This window comes from Microcoleus sp. Pol12A5 (assembly GCF_036701435.1).
Lineage (GTDB): Bacteria > Cyanobacteriota > Cyanobacteriia > Cyanobacteriales > Microcoleaceae > Microcoleus.
In genome coordinates, this window is record NZ_JAUBQU010000025.1 from 26,139 (window position 1) to 47,982 (window position 21,844).

Here is a 21,844-nt window from a genome sequence, read left to right on the forward strand (position 1 = left end):
ACTAAGATACTTCAGACAAATATTCCCGATAACTTCACTACAGTTTCACCCAATTTTTTAGGAGAAATTCAAGACAGCGGCTGCATCATTTTCTTAGGTGGAAAGGATGGTCAAGGTTATGGCAGATACTGGAAAAATGGGAAATTAAAATCAGTTACCCGTGCTGTTTTAGCCGAGAAATTAGGATATGAACTTCCGACTTCGATGGATGCTTGTCATACCTGCGATAATCCCAGTTGCATCAATCCAGAACACCTTTGGGCTGGTACTCGCACTCAAAATTTGTTAGATGCTTCTAAGAAAGGACGCACTCAAGGAAAAAGTCATCCTCTTTCCAATGCCAAATTAGATTGGGAAAAGGTGCGAGAAATTCGGCAAAAACTAGCAGCAGGAGAGAGAGTGAAGGATGTAGCTCAGGAATACAGTGTTGGTCGCAAAACCATACACGATATTAAGTATCACGTCACTTGGAAGGAAGCAGGCGAAGAGGTTCCAGTTCCTCGCATGGGTGGATATCTCGATCGCAAATTGACCTTCGAGCAAGCTCTTGAGGTACGAAAAAGAATTAGAGGTAGAGAATCAGTCTCTAAAATCGCTGATGACTTTGGAGTATCGTCAAGTGTGATATCTGATATTAAAAACAACGTCACATATAGAGGAGTCTAACATTGATTTAAGCCGTAAAACAAGCAAACAAAAAAGATAAACAACCACAAATAATCGCCTGTAAATTATCAATTGGAGTCAAGAATGGCAAAAATAGAACAACGCTTTGATTACGTAAAGATCGGGTTAGCTTCACCAGAAAGAATTCGACAGTGGGGAGAGAGAACTTTACCCAACGGTCAGATAACTGGCGAGGTGACAAAACCAGAAACAATTAATTATCGCACGTTAAAACCTGAAATGGATGGCTTGTTTTGCGAGCGCATTTTTGGGCCTGCAAAAGATTGGGAATGTCATTGTGGGAAGTACAAACGAGTTCGCCATAGAGGCATTGTTTGCGAAAGATGCGGTGTTGAAGTAACTGAATCTCGCGTCCGCCGCCATCGCATGGGGTTTATCAAATTAGCAGCTCCAGTAGCTCATGTTTGGTATCTCAAAGGCATCCCGAGTTACATGGCAATTCTATTAGATATGCCGCTCCGAGATGTGGAACAAATAGTTTATTTCAATGCCTACGTTGTCCTAAATGCAGGTAATGCAGAAAAGCTGCAATACAAGCAATTGCTCACCGAAGATGCTTGGCTGGAAATAGAAGACGAACTTTACAGCGAAGATTCCACGCTGACGGGCGTAGAAGTAGGAATAGGTGCTGAAGCTTTGCAAGTTTTGCTGCAAAATATTCCGCTAGAAAGTGAAGCAGAAAAGTTGCGGGAAGATATTGCTAATGCTAAAGGTCAAAAACGGGCAAAGTTAATTAAACGGTTGCGGGTAATTGACAATTTCATCGCTACGGGATCTCAACCAGATTGGATGGTGCTGAATGTGATTCCGGTGATTCCCCCCGACTTGCGGCCGATGGTGCAGTTAGACGGCGGGCGTTTTGCAACGAGCGACCTCAACGACCTCTATCGGAGAGTCATCAACCGCAACAACCGCTTGGCGAGACTGCAAGAAATTCTGGCACCGGAGATTATCATCCGCAACGAAAAGCGGATGCTGCAAGAAGCAGTGGATGCGCTGATTGACAACGGTCGCCGGGGCCGGACAGTGGTGGGGGCAAATAATCGGCCGCTGAAGTCGCTGTCGGACATCATTGAAGGGAAACAAGGCCGCTTCCGGCAAAACTTGCTGGGGAAACGGGTTGACTACTCCGGGCGATCGGTGATTGTGGTGGGGCCGAAACTGAAGATTCATCAGTGCGGTTTGCCGAGAGAAATGGCGATCGAACTTTTCCAGCCTTTCGTCATCCACCGCTTGATCCGCCAAGGATTGGTCAACAACATCAAAGCTGCCAAAAAACTGATCCAGCGAAACGATCCCAGCGTTTGGGACGTGCTTCAGGAGGTGATTGAAGGACACCCGGTAATGCTGAACCGGGCGCCGACGCTTCACCGTTTGGGGATTCAAGCCTTTGAGCCGATTTTGGTGGACGGGAGGGCAATTCAGCTTCACCCGCTAGTCTGTCCGGCTTTTAACGCTGACTTTGACGGCGACCAAATGGCCGTGCACGTGCCTTTGTCTCTGGAATCTCAGGCGGAAGCACGCTTGCTAATGCTGGCTTCTAACAACATTATGTCGCCGGCAACCGGAAGACCGATCGTTACTCCTTCTCAAGATATGGTACTCGGTTGCTATTACTTGACAGCCGAAAATCCTGACGCTCAAAAAGGAGCAGGTCACTATTTCTCCAACCTGACCGACGCGGTTGTAGCTTACGAACAAGGAGTCGTTGACTTGCACTCTTATGTGTGGGTGAGGTTTCAAGGCGCCATAGAAAATACAGAACCCGAAGGAGAACCGCTGAAGGTGGAACGCTCTACCGACGGTATCGTGACGAAAGAATACAAGTTCCGCCGGGTTCGGGAAGACGGAGAGGGCAAGGTGATCAATCAATTTATTCGCACTACTCCAGGCAGGATTATTTATCACCAAACCATCGAATCGGTAATTAACAATTAGAAATTGGGAATCGGTAAGAGGTAATGGGTAAGAAGTAATAGGTAAGAGGTAATGGGTAATAACTGACAAATGATCGCTAACAAATAATAGTGATTGCAGCCGGAAAAATTACCCCTTATTACTTACCACTACCTCGGCTACGCGGTTCCAGATCGCAGTTGAAGGGCAGTAAAAGTTACCAATTACCAATTAAGTAGGTAGGTGAAAATAAACTTTATTATGGGAAGAGCAGGTGAGTGCATTCATCTTCTAGCTTAGCTCTCTTCCTTATACGCTAAACCCACCTCTACAAAATGGTTGGTGTTTTTTCCCACCGCTCTACTTACCAATTACCAATTGCCAATTACCAATTACCAATTTTTCGGCAACGCGGTTCCTGAACCCTTGGGTTTCGCTCAGGGGAACCGAAGTCGAACGGCAGTAAAAGTTACCAATTACCAATTACCATTACTCAGAAAAATGACAGAAAATAAGGAAATTGTTTTTCGCAATCGAGTTGTTGACAAAGGTCAGCTCAAAAAATTAATCTCTTGGTCTTTCATGCACTACGGAACAGCCCGTACAGCGCAAATGGCCGATAAACTCAAAGACTTGGGTTTCCGCTTTGCGACACGAGCGGGAGTTTCGATTAGCGTAGACGACTTGCAAGTGCCCCCGTCAAAACGATCGCTCCTCGATGCAGCCGAAGAAGAAATCCGCATCACCGAACAAAAATACACCAGAGGCGAAATCACCGAAGTCGAACGCTTCCAAAAAGTAATCGATACCTGGAACAGTACATCAGAAGACCTCAAAGACGAAGTAGTCAAAAACTTCCGAGCCACAGACCCCCTAAACTCGGTGTACATGATGGCATTCTCCGGGGCTCGGGGAAACATTTCTCAAGTGCGACAGCTAGTCGGAATGCGCGGATTGATGGCTGATCCCCAAGGAGAAATCATCGACTTGCCAATTAAAACCAACTTCCGCGAAGGACTCACCGTCACCGAATACATCATCTCTTCCTACGGCGCGCGCAAAGGCTTGGTAGATACAGCTTTGCGGACGGCAGACTCTGGCTATTTGACTCGCCGTTTGGTGGACGTATCCCAAGACGTAATCGTGCGGGAAGTGGACTGCGGCACTCAGCGCGGAATTCGAGTACGGCCGATGACGGACGGAGCAACAGTGCTGATTCCCCTCAAGGACAGGCTGCTAGGGCGGGTGTTCGCCAAAGATGTGGTGCACCCCAAAACCGGGGAAATCGTGTCTTACGGCAGCGAAAAAGCCGTCCGAAATCAGCCAATTACTGAGGAGTTGGCGACGGAAATTGGTAATTCTGGGGTGGCAGAGGTGTATTTACGATCGCCCCTGACTTGTGAATCTACCCGATCGGTTTGTCAGCACTGCTATGGCTGGAGTCTTGCCCACTTGAAAATGGTGGACATGGGAGAAGCGATTGGGATTATTGCAGCTCAGTCGATCGGGGAACCCGGAACCCAGCTCACCATGCGTACCTTCCACACCGGCGGCGTATTCACCGGAGAAGTCGCGAAACAAGAACGCGCACCGTTCCCCGGTGTAGTGAAATTCAAGAACTTGCGTACTCGCTCGTTCCGCACCAGACACGGCGAAGAAGCACTGGTGGCAGAAAACAACGGCAAACTTGTATTTGAGGGCGACGGATTTGAAGAAGGTAAGTCCGGCGCCAAGAATCAAAAACTGAAAATCGAATTGGCGATCGTCCAGGGTTCTACTCTGATGGTCAAAGACGGACAGCGCGCCATTCCCGGTCAAGTTTTGGCAGAAGTGCCGATCGTCGGTCGCGCCGCCCGCAAAACCACTGAAAAAGTGACTACAGACGTGGCTTCCGACTTAGCCGGAGAAGCCAAATTTGCTGATTTGGTGCCAGAAGAAAAAACCGACCGCCAAGGGAACACCACCCGCACAGCCAGCAAAGGCGGGCTGATTTGGATTCTCTCAGGAGAAGTCTACAACTTGCCCCCAGGCGCGGAACCTGCAGTGAAAAATGGCGATCGCATTCCGGCCGAAAGCGTGATTGCCGAAACTAAACTCGTCTCAGAACACGGTGGCGTAGTCCGCATCGCTGACCCCAGAGAAATTGAAATTATCACCGCCCAAGTCCTGCTCGACCAAGCAGTCGTGCGGGCGGAAAGTGCAGGCGGCCGCGACCACTACACGATCGAAACATCTTCTAAGCAGCGGTTTTCCCTGAAGACGGCTCCTGGGAGCAAAGTGATTAACGGGGAAGTCGTCGCCGAACTGCTCGACGACAGCTACCGGACAGCTACAGGGGGCATTGTCAAGTACGGCGGGGTGGAAGTCCACAAGCGCGGCAAAGCTAAACTTGGCTACGAAGTGGTCAAAGGTGGCACTCTGCTCTGGATACCGGAAGAGTGCCACGAGGTTAATAAGGATATTTCTCTGCTGCTGGTGGAAGATGGCCAGTACGTTGAGGCTGGTACAGAAGTCGTTAAGGATATTTTCTGCCAAACCAGCGGGGCAGTGGAAATCACTCAGAAAAATGACATCCTCCGGGAAATTGTGATCAAACCGGGCACACTCCATGTAGTAGACCGCCCGCCGCTAACATTTGGGGAAGGTCAAATCGTCAACGCCGGTCAAGAAATTTTCCCTGGCTTGGTTGCCGAAGAGTTGGGCTATGCGGAGTATATCGAAACTCCCGAAGGCCCGGCTTTGCTGCTGCGGCCTGTGGTGGAGTTTCCAGTGCCGGATAAGCCACCTGTGCCTTCTCAAACGGCGCTCAATGAGTCCATCTCTTTGAAAGCGGTGCAGCGACTTCCTTATAAGGATGGGGAGCGCGTCAAGTCTGTCGAGGGATTGGAACTGCTGCGGACTCAGCTTATCTTGGAAATTGGTTCCGGAGCTCCGCAACTGGCGGCGGATATCGAGCTGCTGCCGGATGAGGACGATGCTATGGCTTTTGGGGCGGATGGTTCGGGCCCGGCTTGGGGATCGGCTGAAGACGGTACGGAGTCGCAAGAATTGGCTATGACAGTAGCCGATGGGGGCGATCGAGCTTCAAAGACTTTCCGCTTGCAGTTAGTGATTTTGGAATCGCTGGTGATTCGGCGGGACGTATCTGCCGATCCGACTCAAGGCAGCACCCACACGCGGCTGTTGGTCGAAGATGGGCAGTCGATCGCGCCCGGGGCAGTAGTCGCCCGCACAGAGATTCTCTGCAAAGAAGCGGGTATCGTTCGAGGCATCCGTGAGGGGCATGGCGAACCAGTGCGCCGCCTGTTGGTGATGCGAGATGCGGATTCTATTTCGATCTCTGTGGCGGGTACGCCGGATGTGAGTCCGGGGCAACTGCTGGTGGCTGGTACTGAAATAGCTCCGGGAGTTGTTCTCGAAGAGTCCGGCCAAGTTGTGAAGGTTGTACCTGGGTCGGAGACAGAACCGGCGAAACTCTTGCTCAGGGTGGCTCGTCCTTACCGGGTTTCGGCCGGTGCGGTGCTGCACGTAGACGACGGCGACTTGGTGCAGCGAGGTGACAATTTGGTGATTCTGGTGTTTGAGCGGGCAAAGACTGGGGATATCATTCAAGGTTTGCCACGGATCGAGGAACTTCTTGAAGGACGGAAGCCGAAGGAAGCTTGTATTTTAGCCAAGCGGCCGGGGACGGCTCGCGTGGTTACGGATGACGATGTTGTGGAACTTGCGGTGATTGAGGATGATGGCCGGATTGAGGAGTATCCTTTGTTGCCTGGTCAAAACCCGATCGTTTCCGACGGACAGCGCGTAGGCGTCGCGGAAGCTTTGACCGATGGGCCCGCCAATCCTCACGAAATTCTGGAGGTGTTCTTCCACGTGCTCAAGGAGCGGCAGTCTACTTTTGAGGCTGCCTTAGAGAGTTTCCAACAGGTGCAGACGTTTTTGGTGAATGAGGTGCAGTCGGTTTATCAGTCTCAGGGCGTAGATATTTCCGACAAGCACATCGAGGTGATTGTCCGCCAGATGACCAACAAAGTCAGGATGGAAGATGGCGGCGATACTACTATGCTCCCCGGCGAGTTGGTAGAATTGCGGCAGGTTGAGCAGGTGAATGAGGCGATGTCAATTACTGGTGGAGCGCCGGCGGATTATACTCCGGTGTTGCTGGGGATTACTAAGGCTTCGCTGAATACTGATAGCTTTATTTCCGCTGCTTCGTTCCAGGAGACTACGCGGGTGTTGACTGAGGCTGCGATCGAAGGTAAGTCTGACTGGCTGCGCGGGCTCAAGGAAAATGTGATTATCGGCCGCCTGATTCCTGCGGGTACTGGGTTCAATGCCTATGAGGATGCTGGGGTTCAGGATGCGGGTTTTGATGGTGCTGTGTTTGATGACGACATCCACGATTTGCAGGAGGATGTGGTACTTGATGACCGTACGGCCCGCCGCGCTTATACGATCGAGAGCGGTTTTGAGATCGGGCGCGCCTCTGATCTTGAGCCTGATGAGGATTTTGAGGAAGTTGAGGTTGATGAAGACGATTTTGTCGCTGAGACTGAGGATGATGCCTTGGGACCGGATGATGATGATGATGATATCGGTTTTGACTTCGATGAGGACGAAGACTAATCATAGTTTTGAGATTGCATGAATGAATGAACAGCGTTGCGCTCGCTGAGGATAAGTTGCTTCCTCGCCGCAACGCACACTTCGATTTCATGAGTTGAAAAATCTCAAGTTTTTCCTCACTAATTCAAGCTGCGAACTCATAGCATCGTGTAATCGGGACATCCAAAGGAAGAAGGAAGAAGGAAGATTCAGAGTTTAAGCAAACTTTGTAATTCTAGAGTTTTAATTGTTTGTGGGTTCAAACAAACAATTCTTTCTTCCTGCTTCCTTTTTCCTTCTCCCTTCTTATTTTTTATTCATGTATGGTTCACTCAATCAGGTAGCAAAGCCTTGATTTGATTAACAAACTCTTGATGGTCTACCACAGGTTTAGAGATGTAACCGTCGGCACCGCTTTGATCCAGAAATGTTTCTTTATCACCAGCCATCGCGTGAGCAGTCACCAAAATAATCGGCAGCGAGGCCGTTTGCGGGTCAGCTTTGAGCAGTTGAGTAATCTTAATGCCGTCAACAGATTTGCCCTGGTACACGCTGCGCGAAAGAGACACATCCATTAAAATCAAATCAGCTTCGCCGTTGGCAGCAATCTGCATCACCTCTTCAACATTTTCCGTGTGCTTCACGGCTAAGCCCCCCCGCTTAGTCAGAATTTTGGAAAAAACCCGAGCATTAACCAAATCGTCCTCTACAATCAGAACGGTTTTCATAAATAAATATGGGAAGTATAGAAACTTTGTGACTTTAGTCCAAAGAGGAACACGAGACGGGGACTACATTCCCCGTCAAAAATGCAGAGTTTTTAGCGCCATCAGCCGGGAACCCTGCAAAACCCGTATGTATATCCTTGAGCCACTAGCTGTGAGAGGGTTTACAGATGCCTAGAAGCATCCAGTACCATCATTTAGACTACTACACACAGACAGTTTAGTTCTTTTTTATAACTAGACCTGACACTGGTGAGAGTCTCAAGATTCTCAGGTAGCAGGTTTCTAGTACAATCCAGGACGCAGGGACGACGCCTCGCAACCGGGTTTTTGCTCGTTTCGGCGGGCTATAACGAACTATTGTTATGAAAAAACCCGGTTTCTGACTACCCGTGCGTCCTGGACTTATAATATCCTTTCTTTCGGTCAAGCCTCCGGCTTCTACCATTTCTGATTTTATATTTTATATTTTAGATGGGAACTGATTGACTGGATATCAGTTTGGATCACTCGCCTACAGTTGCATTATTTTTTGAACTGGTATTAGAATCGGGAATGTGTGATAATTATTTCCTTCCTCGCGTCGCCACAGAAATCGAAGTAGCGAATCTAGCGGGGATTGTTGGAGATTCCTAATTCTGAGTTTTAACCCATCAAAACGGCTTCAAATATCGACGCTTTCTTTCATCAAGCGGAGGCCAGACTACGAGATATCGCCAGGAGAGCTTTTGAGTGATGAATTCATCGATATCGGCATTTTTGACACTCTCAGTGAGGGGAGCATTTCATAATTTGTACAAACACTTCTTCTGGCTCCTTCCTTCTTCCTCTTTCCTCCTGGCTCCTGTTTCCTGCCTCCAATTTCTAGCTTGGGTGCTTTCATTGAGATGCTTCATCAGTGAGTCACGGCCACGCTCTATGGTTGAATAAGCCCAAAACAGGGACTTCACTCATCGTCCAGTCGTCTCTACACGCTCAGAACAATTACCACTACCAGGGGTATTCCAATTGCGCTTACTTTTCTTTTTTAATACTTTCGGAGTCCATCACGCTTGCCAAAATACGGTAAGCTCGATCGTCAACCGTTGCTGCTCGATCCACACTACGGCTGTACTGAGACGAGATCGATCCGGGGTTTCTCCTGAATAGAATATTTCTTCGTGTAGATGGTTATTCCTAATTGCAATTAAATTCTATCATAGATTGACGGGGACTCAAGTCCCTCGTGACGCTTGCCTAGGAAGAGCTACAGCCTCACTACGTTCTGAGTTTCTGGCATTCCGTGTTCTCCTGTCTATTTACCTTCTCACGGCAGAAGGTAAATAGACAGGTAGGCGCAAATGAAGGCAACATAGAGGTTAGGGTAAGAGTGGAGAGTAAGAGGCAAGTGTTGCCCGTCTTCGGGACTCTGATTCTGCTTTCACAAGTTAAGTTTATTTTTATTCTTCAAATGGGCGGTTGGGTCGAACTTTCGGTTCGCCAGCAGCAAAGGCTTTTCAATCGAGACAGGGAACCTCGGCATTATTGACAGAGGCTGTTTTCACTCAGGAATTAACGGACACAAGGACTAATGGCTAAACAACTCAACCTACTTTCCGGGCAAGTAATTTCTACGCCTCTGCACGCCGAGATGCAGCAATCGTACCTCGAATATGCCATGAGTGTGATCGTCGGGCGAGCTTTGCCTGATGTCCGCGACGGTTTAAAACCTGTTCACCGTCGAATTTTATATGCGATGCACGAACTCGGTCTGACGCCAGACCGACCTTACCGTAAGTGCGCCCGGGTAGTTGGAGATGTTTTGGGAAAATATCACCCCCACGGCGACCAATCGGTTTACGACGCTCTGGTACGCATGGTTCAGGAGTTTTCGAGCCGCTATCCTTTACTGGCGGGTCACGGCAATTTCGGTTCGGTGGACAATGATCCGGCGGCTGCTATGCGCTATACGGAAACTAGGCTGGCACCGATCGCCCACGAAGCTATGCTAACCCAAGTCGGCGAGGCAACTGTTGATTTTACTGGAAACTTTGACAGTTCGCAGCAGGAACCGACGGCGCTGCCTGCTCAGTTGCCGTTTCTGTTACTCAACGGCTGTGCTGGCATTGCTGTGGGGATGGCAACTAATATCCCGCCGCACAATTTGGGGGAGGTGGTAGACGGTTTAATTGCTTTGATTGAAAACCCGGAACTATCCGACGAGAAGTTGATAGAACTGATTCCGGGCCCGGATTTTCCAACAGGAGGGGAAATCGTTGCTACAGAGGGCATTGTTGACGCCTACACTAAGGGCCGAGGCAGCATTGCGGTCAGGGGTGTGGCCGGGGTGGAAGAGGTGCCTGGTAATCGCAAGGTGCGTACTAAAACGGCGATCGTGGTGACGGAGTTTCCGTTTCAGGTAAATAAGGCGGCTTGGATTGAAAAGGTGGCGGAGTTGGTAAATGCTGGCCGCCTCGATGGTATTTCTGATTTGCGTGACGAGAGCGATCGCGAAGGCATTCGAGTGGTGATTGAACTCAAGCGGGAATTTTCCCCAGAAGCGGTTCTCGCTCGCCTTTACCAACAAACTGACCTGCAAACAAATTTTGGGGCGATTTTGCTGGCAATTGTCAACGGTCAACCGCGACAGTTGACGCTGAGACAATTGTTGCAGGAATTTCTGGATTTCCGGGAAGTGACTCTTACCCGCCGCTACAATTATGAGTTGCAGGCTGCGGAACGCCGCTGTCACATTGTCCAAGGCTTAATGTTGGCTTTGACAAATCTCGATACAGCGATCGACATTCTCAGAAATTCTCCTGACGGCTCTACTGCTAAGCAAACTTTGCAAGTTCGCCTCAATTTGAGCGAAAGTCAAGCTGATGCGATTTTGGCGATGCCTATGCGTAGGCTGACTGGTTTGGAAAGGCAAAATTTACAGTCTGAGTTTGATGAGTTGACGGCTAATATTCAAGAATTGCAGCGGTTGTTGAGCGACAGGCGCGAACTTTTGAAGGCTTTAAAGAAGGAATTTCGCTCGCTAAAACGCAAGTACGCTGACCCCCGCCGCACTAAATTCGCCAATGGAACCGCACGCGCAGCAAACGCCGAACCGCAATTTTCGGGTAAGAAAAATTCTGCGGTGAAGCAGTTGTCGCCTGCAACGATTCAGCCTAACTTATTGCCCGTTGTAGAGGCAGAGGAAACTATTGTTGAATTTTCACACAAGCAGTACGTGCGACGCTTGCCGGCTGGGGAAAGGCCGCGCTCGAAAAGTCGCGAAAAATCGGTTTCAGCTTTAGAAAAAAATGAAGATTTTATTGTGACGGCAAATCTGACAAAAACAGATCGCACTTTGGTCGTCTTAACTCCTAATGGCAAAGCTTACCCGCTGAAAGTGGCGGATATTCCTAGTAGTAGCGCCAAAGACCGGGGAACGCCGATCGTTAGTTTGTTGTCGCCGAGTGCTACTAAAGATAGTGCGGGTCGCGCTTTGTCAGAAATCACAGTTGCACACTTTATTTTGCCGGAAAATTCGGAAGCAGCAGATTTAGTAACTCTGACTCAGCAAGGGAAAATTAAGCGCTTGCCGATGCAGGAATTTGCTGATTTGACTAATCGCGGCGTTACTGTTGTTAAACTCAAGGAGGACGATCGGCTGCGCTGTGCGAGTCTGGCTAAAGTAGGCGAGCAAGTGGCGATCGCAACTTCAGGAGGCCGAGTCCTCCGGTTTGAGATCGATGATGAACAACTGCCGCCAATGGGCCGCGCGGCCCAGGGTTCTCAAGTCACCAGGTTGCGGAAGCAGGAAGAGTTGGTGGGTTGCATAACTCTCGACCCGGACGACAGTCTGGTGCTATTTTCCGAATTGGGTTGGGCAAAACGAATGCCTGCAGGTTCTGTCAGACTTACTAACCGGGGCGAAATTGGCACTCAAGCTTTTCGTTTCTCCGAGCCTAAAGATGCTTTAGTTGGCTTGCTGCAGGCTGTTCCGGGTACGGATGTTAAACTTTTTACTAATTCTGGCCGCCTGCTGCGATCTGCTATTGATGCTATAGCTTTTTGGGGGAAAGATGCTGCGGGCGATCGAGTTTTTGACCTCCATCCAGGTGAAAAAATTATCAAAGTTATCAGCAGTCAATAGTCATTGGGCATTGGGCATTGGGCATTGGGTATGGGGCATTGGGCATTGGGAATTAATCTGATTTCTGACCTCTGACTTCTAAATTCAACATCCATCCGTTAAATCATTTAAATCCCGTATACTGATCGTTGCCGAACTTCCTCCTTCCTTGAATACCTCAATTACCAATGCCCCATGCCCGTGCCCCATGCCCAATCTAAAATCTAAAACCTAAAATTGTTTGATGGCGCAAGTTTTATTAGAAAATATCTACAAAAGTTTTCCGCTCCGCCAAGGGGAACAGGAAAAAGAAGCAAACACCGTCGCAGAAAGTGTCTCGCCTGTGGTCGATCGCCCTTCGTCTAACAGCGTTTTGCGACGCATTAACCTAACGGTCGAAGACGGCGAGTTCATGGTGCTGGTGGGGCCTTCTGGCTGCGGAAAAAGCACTTTGCTGCGATCGATCGCCGGTTTGGAAGTTTTGACGGGCGGTAATATTTGGGTTGGCGATCGGCTCCTTAACGATTTGCCTCCTAAAGACCGAGATATCGCTATGGTATTTCAAAATTATGCTCTCTATCCTCACTTAACAGTTTACGATAATCTCGCCTTTGGATTGCGCCGATCGGAAAGGGAGAAAGACGAAAGAAGGAAGAAGGAAGAAGGAAGAAGGAAGAAGGAAGAGGGAAGAGGAAAGAAAGTAGAAGGGATAAGGGGGAAGATACAAGGAGAAGAACGAAGCATCCAGAATATAGAAAAAATTAGGAATAAGGTAGAAGAGGTTATTAATGATTTAGCTTCTAATTATTTTAAAAATCCTCTAAGTTATCCTTTGTTTGAGGACTTTTTAGGGGGAGCGACTCGCAAGTTGCCTCCGGGTTTGCGCTATTTGTCGGAACGGGAAAAATCCATAGGAAAACGAGTGCGGGAGGTAGCTGAATTATTGCAAATAGAATCTCTTTTAAATCGCTTGCCCAAACAACTTTCGGGAGGGCAAAAGCAGCGGGTAGCTTTGGGTAGGGCGATGGCTCGAAATCCTCAAGTTTTTTTGATGGACGAACCGCTATCTAATCTTGATGCGAAATTGAGAGCGGAAACTCGATCGCAAATTGTGCAGTTGCAGCGACAGTTGGGAACTACAACTATTTATGTGACTCACGACCAAACTGAGGCGATGACTATGGGCGATCGGATTGCTATTATGAATAGAGGTCAGCTTCAGCAAGTAGCTCAACCTCTAGAGCTTTACAACAAGCCGACAAATCTTTTTGTTGCTGAGTTTATCGGTTCTCCGCCGATGAATTTTTTGGCGGTGGAATTTAGTGCTCCGCTGTTGATTTCTCACCCGCAATTTCGCTTTACTTTACCCGATATTTGGGCAAAAAGTCTACAACAATATGACGGGCGAGGGCTTATTTTGGGCATTCGGCCGGAACATTTGAGCATTAACCCTCCCGCTACCAAAAATCTTTCGGTACAAGTGGAAATTGTAGAGGCTTTGGGACACGAAACTTATTTGGGGGTTTGTTTGACGGATGCTCCGGCGGTGCGGATGCAAGTGCGGGTTCCTCCTGAGCGATCTATCCGAGTTGGCGAGGAGCTTTGGTTGGCCATCGCCCATGACAAAATTCACTTGTTCGACCCTGATACCGAGTTGGCTATTTTTCCTCGTTAGGTAAAATCATCAAGGTCGATCGACCGTTGTGACCGATCGCACTAATCACAAGCTTGCATTTTGATCGAGGAATGTTATATTTATTCACATAAGCCTTACACAAGTTAACGAAAGGAGTTCGCACTATGCAAGAACAAAAACGCAACGCTTGGAACTGGGGCTTCAGCGAAGGAGCCGAAAATTGGAACGGTCGTTTGGCGATGATTGGTTTCTCTGCGGCTGTCATCATCGAATTGGTTTCCGGTCAAGGCCTGCTTCACTTTTGGGGTCTGATGTAATTTTATAGTTAAGACTTTTGTGACACCGCAAAGCTTGGGAGTTCCGTGACGGACTCCCTAAATTTTGGCAGCGGGATTTTGGCAGCCAATAGTCGCTTGCTCCGGGCAGTTAGGAGCATAAAATTTAACAGCTATAGCCCAAACCGGGGCGGGGGGTCTCCCCCCCCAAAAAAAAGAGTGCGAATCACTCTTTTGGGTGATGCTAGCAAATTACTCTAGCGGATATATTCTTTTAAGATGCTGTTGCGGTTGGGATGGCGTAACTTCCGCAGGGCTTTAGCCTCGATTTGGCGAATTCGCTCACGAGTGACGTTAAAGATTTGACCAATTTCCTCCAAGGTCTTCATCCGTCCGTCATCTAAGCCGTAACGCAGTCGCAGTACATCTCGTTCTCGGGGGCTGAGAGTATCTAAAACGCTTTCCAAGTCTTCCCTGAGCAAGTTTTTCGAGACTTGATCTTCAGGTGTTTCCCCGTCTGATTCAATAAAATCTCCCAGACGTGAGTCTTCCTCTTTGCCGATCGGAGTTTCTAGAGAGATGGGCAACTGTGCGGACTTAGCGATGAACCGCAACTTCTCGATAGTCATCTCCATGCGGGTAGCAATTTCTTCTTCCGTAGGCTTGCGACCCATTTCCTGAGACAGGAGTTTGGTAGTTTTCTTGATCCGCGAAATGGTTTCGTAAAGGTGAACCGGCAGGCGGATAGTGCGCGATTGGTCGGCGATTGCCCTGGTAATGGCTTGACGTATCCACCAAGTTGCGTAGGTAGAAAACTTGTAGCCTTTTTCGTGATCGAATTTTTCAGCAGCGCGGATCAGCCCCAAAGAGCCTTCCTGAATCAAATCTTGGAAAGACAAACCGCGATTCATGTATTTTTTGGCGATCGACACCACCAAACGCAGGTTTGATTGCACCATTTTTTCCTTTGCCCGACGGCCGACGTGGAGTCGGTGACGGAATGCAGGAAGTGCCATATCTACAGCATTAGCCCATTCGCTGTCTTTAGGTTCGCGGTTATACTCTTCGAGCAATTGTTCTCGAACTCGCTCTAATTCCAGCAAATCTGCAATCTTGCGCGCTAGTTCAATCTCTTCGTCAGCTCGCAGCAGTCGAATCCGACCGATTTCTTGCAGGTAAAGACGAATAGAGTCTTCAGTATAATGCTTTTTCTTTGCCTGTGCCCGACGGCGGGCTTTGGCGCCTTTGCCAGATTTAGGGTCTTCCTCAGATTGAGAGTCTAAGAATTCTTCTCGATCGTCTTCTTCGTCGATAAAGAGTTCTAACTCGCTCTCAGGTAGAACGCTTTCGGCGCCCCGAAGCAACTCGATTGTTTCCATTTCCGGTGTAATTGTGGTTTCGAGTACGGTGTTAGCCTGGATCATGCCGTCTTCCTCATGCTCCTGAATTAAAGAATAAATAACAGTGGAATAGTGTCGTCTGTTTGTAGTTTAGACAAGTTAGCCAGTATTGACATTCCCGCAGGAAAAAATAGTGGGATTTTCGGTCTGCTAGCTGAATCTGTTACCGAAATTGCACCATTTTTATGAGTCAAAGCTCGAGTTCGGGTTTGAAGCAGGCAGCGCATTCAATCGATCGCAGATTTTAACATCGCGACCTTAAATTGAGCTAGCGGCTTTTTTTTCGGAGCGAGTTACCACATCATCTGCAATACCTTGCCCAGAGAAGCAAACCATGAAGTGCGATCGATCGCACTTCCAAAAATACTGACTTTTTTACTCGGTACTTCGAGCTTTTACCCGTACAAGTTTTCCGGCACGGAACCCTCTAACTTTTGTATTGGAGGTGTCGAACTTTTGATTCGCCTTGCTTTCACTCTGGTTGTCAGACATGACAGTTGCACGGCAAGTTTTCGCCACCTTGGATGCTAGTCTGCTGCCTCAAATGCAACAGCAGAGGGTTGAAGCACCAAACGGGGAGAATCGGATCTTGCAAAGACCTTCCCGATTGTAGCCTTTCTCACAAAAAATGGAAGTTGTTTTCCATTGTTTGTCAAGAACTAGGAAAACTCTGTCAGCTTAGCTTGACAATACTAACTCATGTCCGGCTCTGCTAAATCCTGAGAACGGCCCGCAAAAACTTTGGCACGATCGAACGGCGCTGTTTTCTGCGTATATCTGGGTGAACGGCTGCGGCGTAGTTGGCCAGACACTTAGCAGACAATTTTTGAGTTGCCCAAATTGGAACCAATACAATCCGTGTAGATACACCCATCATTACCCTGTTTCCCTGAATTGAATCATACGCAATCTGCGATTGAATAAAGCTCGTAGCTTTAGTTTTAAGCCGGCCGCTCTGGATTAGAGACCGACTCTGACCCCCCATGAAGCGTTGCGGGTTGAGTAGTGCAACAGGGGCTTTCATTGTTAAGTTAGCTCAAATCTCAGAAATTGGGTTTAATTTTGACGTTAAATCACATTAAGTTCTTAACGTCACATTCTTATTTAAGCAGTTCGACACGAGTTTGTCGCGTCAATGGCAAAAACCACCCGGATAAATTCTACTAAGAGTTAACCCGCCGCGCAACTCTCGACTGCGGATTTCTCTAAAATTTTTTGGCTTTCAGTGCGCACTGTCGCGATCGCACTTTTTTCTCACAAACAACACAATTCGCCATCTTCCGGAAGTATAACTTCACGATCCCTTTAAATATATCGTGACACTGTGAAGATTCCATAAAGCCCCTCAATAAATTTTAGGTAGCATTCCCCAATTGTCTTGATAATTTCAAGCAGACGCAAAAAATTCCCCAGCGGATGTTGATGCAACTGCCTGATGATAACTCCGCCAGGGAAGAAAAATTTGCCAGTTAACGATGTGCTTGCTATGGTTAGAGAAGACCTAAACTCCAGGATACTTAAAGCAATGGAACGGTAGGACGTTGGTGCGATGCTCAAAATTTTGTTATTATTTACAGCGTCTCATCAGAAAGCACAGAGCCTTGCTTGATCCTCTGCTCTGGTTTAAATTATGTGGCTTGACCTTTAGAAGATGAAGCTATCAAGCAAAATTTCCGATCCGCGTCTATATTGACAACCCAACGAAGGTTGACTACCTAGAAAGAATTAACCTGATTGAGAGAAAGATATAGTAATTAATCGGGCAGAGATTACCATCTCTTTATATTGCCTGTTTCTAGTCAGGACTTCAGTTTTTTTTATATTTGTGAATAAGCACTAAAGTCCTGACTGCCAACTTAATTTAACCGCGAGACAAATTACTGCTGATTCCGCAGGCGAGGGTTGACAAATTCGTTTAATCCTTCCCCCACCAAAGACAGTCCCACCACCATTAAAGTCATCGCCAAACCGGGAAACAAAGCCGTCCACCAAATGCCAGTAGGTAGCGCATCTAAAGCTAAACGCAAGTCGTGTCCCCATTCGGGAGTTGCTTCGGGAAGTCCTAATCCGAGAAACCCCAAACCTCCTAATGTTAAAATTGCATCGGCAGCGTTGAGCGCAAACAGCACAGGTACGCTCTGAATCACATTCAGAAACAGGTAGCGCGAAAGCACTGTCCAAGTGTCAGCACCCATTGCTCGCGCGGCTTCGACAAACAATTCGGTTTTGACGCTGACGGTGTGATTCCTGACGACGCGGTAGTACTGAGGGATGTAGGAAATGCTCAGGGCGATCGCAGCATTCAAAACTCCTTTCCCCACTACAAACGCTAGCGTCAAAGAAAGTAGCAGCCCCGGCAAAGTATAAATTGTATCCATTAAAAATAACAACACTCGATCGAGCTTACCGCCCAAATAACCGCTAACCAAACCCAGCGGCACACCGATAAACAAACTCAAAGCAGTGGCTAAAATTACCACTTGCCAAGCCGCGCGAGAAGCAAACAGCGTGCGGGAAAACACATCGTAGCCGCTGCGGCTAGTACCGAACCAATAATTCGCCGAGGGCGGTTCGTGGATGGGGTTAATCAAAGCCTCGGTAGGATTTTGCAGCCATCCCCAAGCTTGCATAGCTGGAGACAAGGTGGCTACCAATACAAACACGGCTGTTATTGTCAAACCTGCCCACATCATTTTCATTGACAGGCTTGAGGGCGAGGCACTGTTGAGAAATCGCGGCAGTCGGAGACGGCTTTGAGCCATAATGACGATCGACCTATATAAGACTTTTCGATTTTAGTAGCACTCAGGCGAAAAAACCCGGAACGGTCAAAAATCCTCTTTCTCATTCGCCAAACACTCGCGACAAACCGGGTTTTTTTGCGCGATGCGGCTAAAAAAAATCGGTTTCTCCCCTGCACGGGACTGGCGCGCAGGGGAGAAACCTGGTTTTTGGCAGGTGGGACGCAAGTCGAGTTTAGGTTAAATCTCTCTTAGCGAACCTCAAATCTAAAATCGATCGAATTCCTACAAATTACTGGCAATTAACTCGCGGTACTGGCTTTTCGGCTTAACTCCTTTGAGCTCAGCTACCAAATCTTTGTCTTTGAAATACTGAATCGTCGGCGTACCGATCACGCCAGCATTTTCAGCAATTTCTGGATCTTCTTCGATGTCAATTTCCACGTAGTGGATCTTGCCCTCGAACTCATCTACTACTTTGCTCAAAATCGGCTTGAGGCTGTGGCAAGGCCCACAACTCGGAGAGGCATATTTGACCACAATCAGTCGATCGCTATCGTGGAACAACTTCCGCAAAGCATAACCTCCTTCGTGGCGCGTATCTTGGATATCAAAGTTCTCGCTGGTTTTGCGTACTTTTTGAGCTTCCGGCGCTGCGACGGGTTGCTCGGATTCCTCGGCTTGATGGAATTCCTGAGCTAAACCATTGGACGACAGCCACCTTTCTGCCAGCATCGCCCCCATACAACCGCTACCGGCGGCGGTGATGGCTTGGCGAAACTCGTGGTCTTGCACGTCGCCGACGGCGTAAACTCCCTCGACGCTGGTTTCTACCGAACCGTGCTTGGTAACGATATAGCCTACTTCGTCGAGTTCTAGCTGACCTTGGAACAGTTGAGTGTTGGGAGTGTGACCGATCGCGTAAAACAATCCCTTCACCAGCAAATCGCTTTCGGCACCCGTCTCAATATTTCTAATTCTCACCCCGTCCATTTTTCCGCCCGGTTCGCCCAAGATATCCACTGCTTCGGTGTTCCAGTGCACGGTAATTTTAGGGTTGCTCAGCACTCGGTCTTGCATGGCTTTGCTGGCGCGCATTTGATCGCGCCGCACCAGCATATGTACGTGAGAGCCGTATTTTGTCAAATAAATAGATTCTTCCGCTGCTGTGTCGCCTGCGCCGATTACAGCTAAGTCTACTCCTTTAAAAATTGGGGTAGCGCCGTCGCAAATCGCACAGGCAGAAATGCCGTGACTCCAAAATACGTGTTCGCTAGGCAGCCCCAGCCGTTTCGCCGTCGCGCCTGTAGCTATTACTATCGTGTGGGTTTTGATTTCTCTGTCTTCCGATCGCACTGTAAACGGCCGCTTGGTCAAATCCACAGAAATTACATCTTCTGTGTATAATTCTGCACCCCAGCGCACTGCTTGAGCTTTCATCCGATCCATGAGTGCCGGCCCGGTGATCCCTTCAGGGAAACCGGGGAAGTTTTCTACTTCTGTGGTGGTCATCAGTTGACCGCCGGGGACGCCTCCGGCTTGGTAGCCTTCAAAGACTAAGGGTTTCAGGTTTGCCCTCCCGGCGTAGATGGCTGCTGTATAGCCTGCGGGCCCTGAGCCGATAATTACTAGGTTTTCTACGGTTTCGTTGGTCATAGCTATTTACTTAAACTCATAACGACTTCGTTTTACTAATTTTAGCAGAGTTCGATCGAGTTTGGTTGGATGTCATTGGGCGATCGAGCATCTGTATCTATTTTTGAGGGTCGATCGGTCTTCGGGGCAATTACAACTACTTTAATAAGCAAAAACAATCTAAAAGTCGATTTAGTTTTAAATGTTCGATCTATTTTGACTGCTGAAATCTTAAGAAAACCTAAAGATGACCCAAATTATTGACTTCATTCTCAATTATTTTACCTATTTAGTTGCTTTGAGGCTTATGGTAAGATTTTCACAATCCAGGGGCATTATAACTAATTTAAATTTTTGGCGCTGAAAGCTTTTAAAATCGTAAAATTAACGAACTCTGCAAATGTAACCAGTACAATTATTTATGCAAAATCCGCATTTTATGGTTTAAGAATTGTAAAGGATATTTGGGTCAATTTGACAAAGTACATGATTAGTGGTATGTAAGGTGCGGTCGGGGGGAAATTCGATAGAACTTTTTAACCGCTTCGGAAGCACAGGCGGGACGGCCGTGCCACGATTAACATAGAATTTTGTATTTGTATCTGAATGGATAAAATCAAGATATTGTTTGTGTGCAGCCGGAATAAGTGGAGGAGTTTGACTGCCGAGAAGATATGGGAGAATGTTAGCGGCTACAGCGTGCGATCGGCTGGAACGGAAAAAGGTGCAAGAATTAGAGTAACTGAGGGTCTTGTAGGTTGGGCAGATGTGATATTTGTGATGGAGAAGAAGCATGGCGATCGACTCCGCAGCAAATTCCCGGAAAGTCTCGAAGGCAAGAAAGTTATTTGTCTGCAAATCCCGGACAATTACGAATATATGGAACCGGAGTTAGTCGAGCTTTTGCAGGCGAAACTTAACCCCTATATAAAAATGCCAGATAATGAGATAAATTTTATGCAGCGAGTTTTGGAACCGGAAGTGATGGATTCCTTGGAAGAGACGATCGAATACGATTCGATGGACTTTGCTGAGGTTAATGCTGCTTTTGCTCAGAGTGCTGCGGCGTTGGGACCGATTTTTGGAAACGTTTTGGATGCGGGGACGGGTACCGCGAGAATTCCGATCGCCCTTTGTCAACTCCGGCCAGCATGGAAATTGACTTGCATTGATTTGTCGGCAAATATGCTGAAAGTCGGGGCGGAAAATGTGGAAAAGGCGGGCGTGCGATCGCAAATTAGTCTCGAATTAGTCGATGCTAAGGCCATGCCGTATCCAGACAGTTATTTTGACATGGTGATTTCCAACAGTATTATCCACCATTTGGCAGATCCGCTGCCATTTTTGCGCGAAGTCAAGCGAGTCTTAAAACCGAACGGAGCAATATTTTTGCGCGATTTACTCCGACCTATGGATGAGGCAATGAGGGTTCATTTAGTCGAGATCTATGCGGGAGATTGCAACACGCATCAGAAACAGTTATTCAGCGATTCCTTGCAAGCAGCATTTACGCTGGATGAAGTTGAGGAGATGCTCCGAAATGCCGGGTTGGATGGGTTGAGGATTTATGAATCTTCAGACAGGCACTGGACGGCGGAGCGTGCTTGGTGCGAGTCTTTGTAGGCACGGGACGATCGTCCGATAATATTTTATACGCAGTATTGCACACCTTCAAGCTAAATACTTGTCCAAATCTGACCAACTGCGAAACTGACCCACGACGCTTCTATTGTCAATTGGGAAGCAGGCGAACAATAACCTAGGAATTCAGACGCTGTTTGTAAGGCATAATCGATTCATGTTCCTTTCCAAAATTGTCTAATCAATTTATTGTTTAGTCAAGATGCTTAAGCATCTTATTATATAAAAAATGTGCGATCGAAGTTATGCCGAAAAAGCCTGTGCCGCGACCAGAAGATGAATAGTCGCATTTGAAGAAGCTCAGGGAAGAACTGGAGATGAGTCAGGAAGATTGGGCGCGAGAGCTTGGCGTTTGGTCGCAAACAATCAGTCGTTGGGAGTTGGGAAAGAACGTGCCGACGTTCATCGTCAAGCAGATGAAAGCTTTGGAGAAATTTTTGGCTAGCATCGGCAGGTCGATCGGCGATTTGCCAGCCAATCTGTGATGGAAACGATTTT

Annotated in this window: 12 protein-coding genes and 1 pseudogene; 8 read left to right on the top strand and 5 right to left on the bottom strand. The window is 48.0% G+C overall.

Annotation, left to right across the window (positions count from 1 at the left end; translation table 11 throughout):
• From QUA45_RS09415 to QUA45_RS09425, 3 genes and pseudogenes are all read left to right on the top strand, one after another.
• Window positions 1-666: pseudogene (locus QUA45_RS09415) on the top strand (HNH endonuclease); the annotation flags it as partial.
• 84 nt (window positions 667-750) lie between these two features.
• Window positions 751-2,625: a DNA-directed RNA polymerase subunit gamma gene (locus QUA45_RS09420; RefSeq protein ID WP_333142354.1), complete on the top strand. Its 1,875-nt coding sequence runs from the start codon at window positions 751-753 to the stop codon at window positions 2,623-2,625.
• A 459-nt stretch (window positions 2,626-3,084) separates the two neighbouring features.
• Window positions 3,085-7,212, top strand: coding sequence for a DNA-directed RNA polymerase subunit beta'' (locus QUA45_RS09425; protein WP_333220431.1), 4,128 nt, complete (start codon window positions 3,085-3,087; stop codon window positions 7,210-7,212).
• Window positions 7,213-7,523: 311 nt separating this feature from the next.
• Here QUA45_RS09425 and QUA45_RS09430 read toward each other — a convergent pair whose 3' ends face one another.
• Window positions 7,524-7,919 (bottom strand): response regulator, encoded by a 396-nt coding sequence (locus QUA45_RS09430; RefSeq protein ID WP_006632892.1) that lies wholly within the window; start codon window positions 7,917-7,919, stop codon window positions 7,524-7,526.
• A gap of 1,567 nt (window positions 7,920-9,486) precedes the next feature.
• On the opposite strand from QUA45_RS09430, the gene QUA45_RS09435 reads away from it, so the two are divergent.
• From QUA45_RS09435 to QUA45_RS09445, 3 genes are all read left to right on the top strand, one after another.
• Complete coding sequence (locus tag QUA45_RS09435) at window positions 9,487-12,039, top strand: DNA topoisomerase (ATP-hydrolyzing) (RefSeq protein ID WP_333220433.1); 2,553 nt, start codon at window positions 9,487-9,489, stop codon at window positions 12,037-12,039.
• Window positions 12,040-12,430: 391 nt separating this feature from the next.
• The gene (locus QUA45_RS09440; protein WP_445305297.1) at window positions 12,431-13,693 is read left to right on the top strand and encodes an ATP-binding cassette domain-containing protein; all 1,263 of its coding nucleotides are present in this window, start codon (window positions 12,431-12,433) and stop codon (window positions 13,691-13,693) included.
• A gap of 125 nt (window positions 13,694-13,818) precedes the next feature.
• Window positions 13,819-13,971: a chlorophyll A-B binding protein gene (locus QUA45_RS09445; RefSeq protein WP_172186457.1), complete on the top strand. Its 153-nt coding sequence runs from the start codon at window positions 13,819-13,821 to the stop codon at window positions 13,969-13,971.
• Window positions 13,972-14,186: 215 nt separating this feature from the next.
• Here QUA45_RS09445 and rpoD read toward each other — a convergent pair whose 3' ends face one another.
• The 4 genes from rpoD to trxB all read right to left on the bottom strand — a co-directional run bounded on the left by rpoD (window position 14,187) and on the right by trxB (window position 19,726).
• A complete protein-coding gene (gene rpoD, locus QUA45_RS09450) occupies window positions 14,187-15,353 on the bottom strand; it encodes an RNA polymerase sigma factor RpoD (RefSeq protein WP_190735350.1) in 1,167 nt (388 codons plus the stop codon).
• 688 nt (window positions 15,354-16,041) lie between these two features.
• The gene (locus QUA45_RS09455; protein WP_333096143.1) at window positions 16,042-16,206 is read right to left on the bottom strand and encodes a hypothetical protein; all 165 of its coding nucleotides are present in this window, start codon (window positions 16,204-16,206) and stop codon (window positions 16,042-16,044) included.
• A gap of 1,000 nt (window positions 16,207-17,206) precedes the next feature.
• Window positions 17,207-18,091 carry an ABC transporter permease gene (locus QUA45_RS09460; RefSeq protein WP_333096144.1) on the bottom strand — a complete coding sequence of 295 codons (885 nt, stop codon included), beginning with the start codon at window positions 18,089-18,091 and terminating at the stop codon, window positions 17,207-17,209.
• Between the two features lie 264 nt (window positions 18,092-18,355).
• Entirely contained in the window at window positions 18,356-19,726 is a 1,371-nt protein-coding gene (trxB, locus tag QUA45_RS09465) for a thioredoxin-disulfide reductase (protein ID WP_333096145.1), read from the bottom strand.
• Window positions 19,727-20,311: 585 nt separating this feature from the next.
• Here trxB and QUA45_RS09470 point away from each other — a divergent pair.
• Both QUA45_RS09470 and QUA45_RS09475 read left to right on the top strand, forming a co-directional pair.
• Entirely contained in the window at window positions 20,312-21,328 is a 1,017-nt protein-coding gene (locus tag QUA45_RS09470) for a methyltransferase domain-containing protein (protein WP_333220436.1), read from the top strand.
• A gap of 308 nt (window positions 21,329-21,636) precedes the next feature.
• The gene (locus tag QUA45_RS09475; protein WP_333220438.1) at window positions 21,637-21,831 is read left to right on the top strand and encodes a helix-turn-helix transcriptional regulator; all 195 of its coding nucleotides are present in this window, start codon (window positions 21,637-21,639) and stop codon (window positions 21,829-21,831) included.
• The last annotated feature ends 13 nt before the right edge of the window (window positions 21,832-21,844 follow it).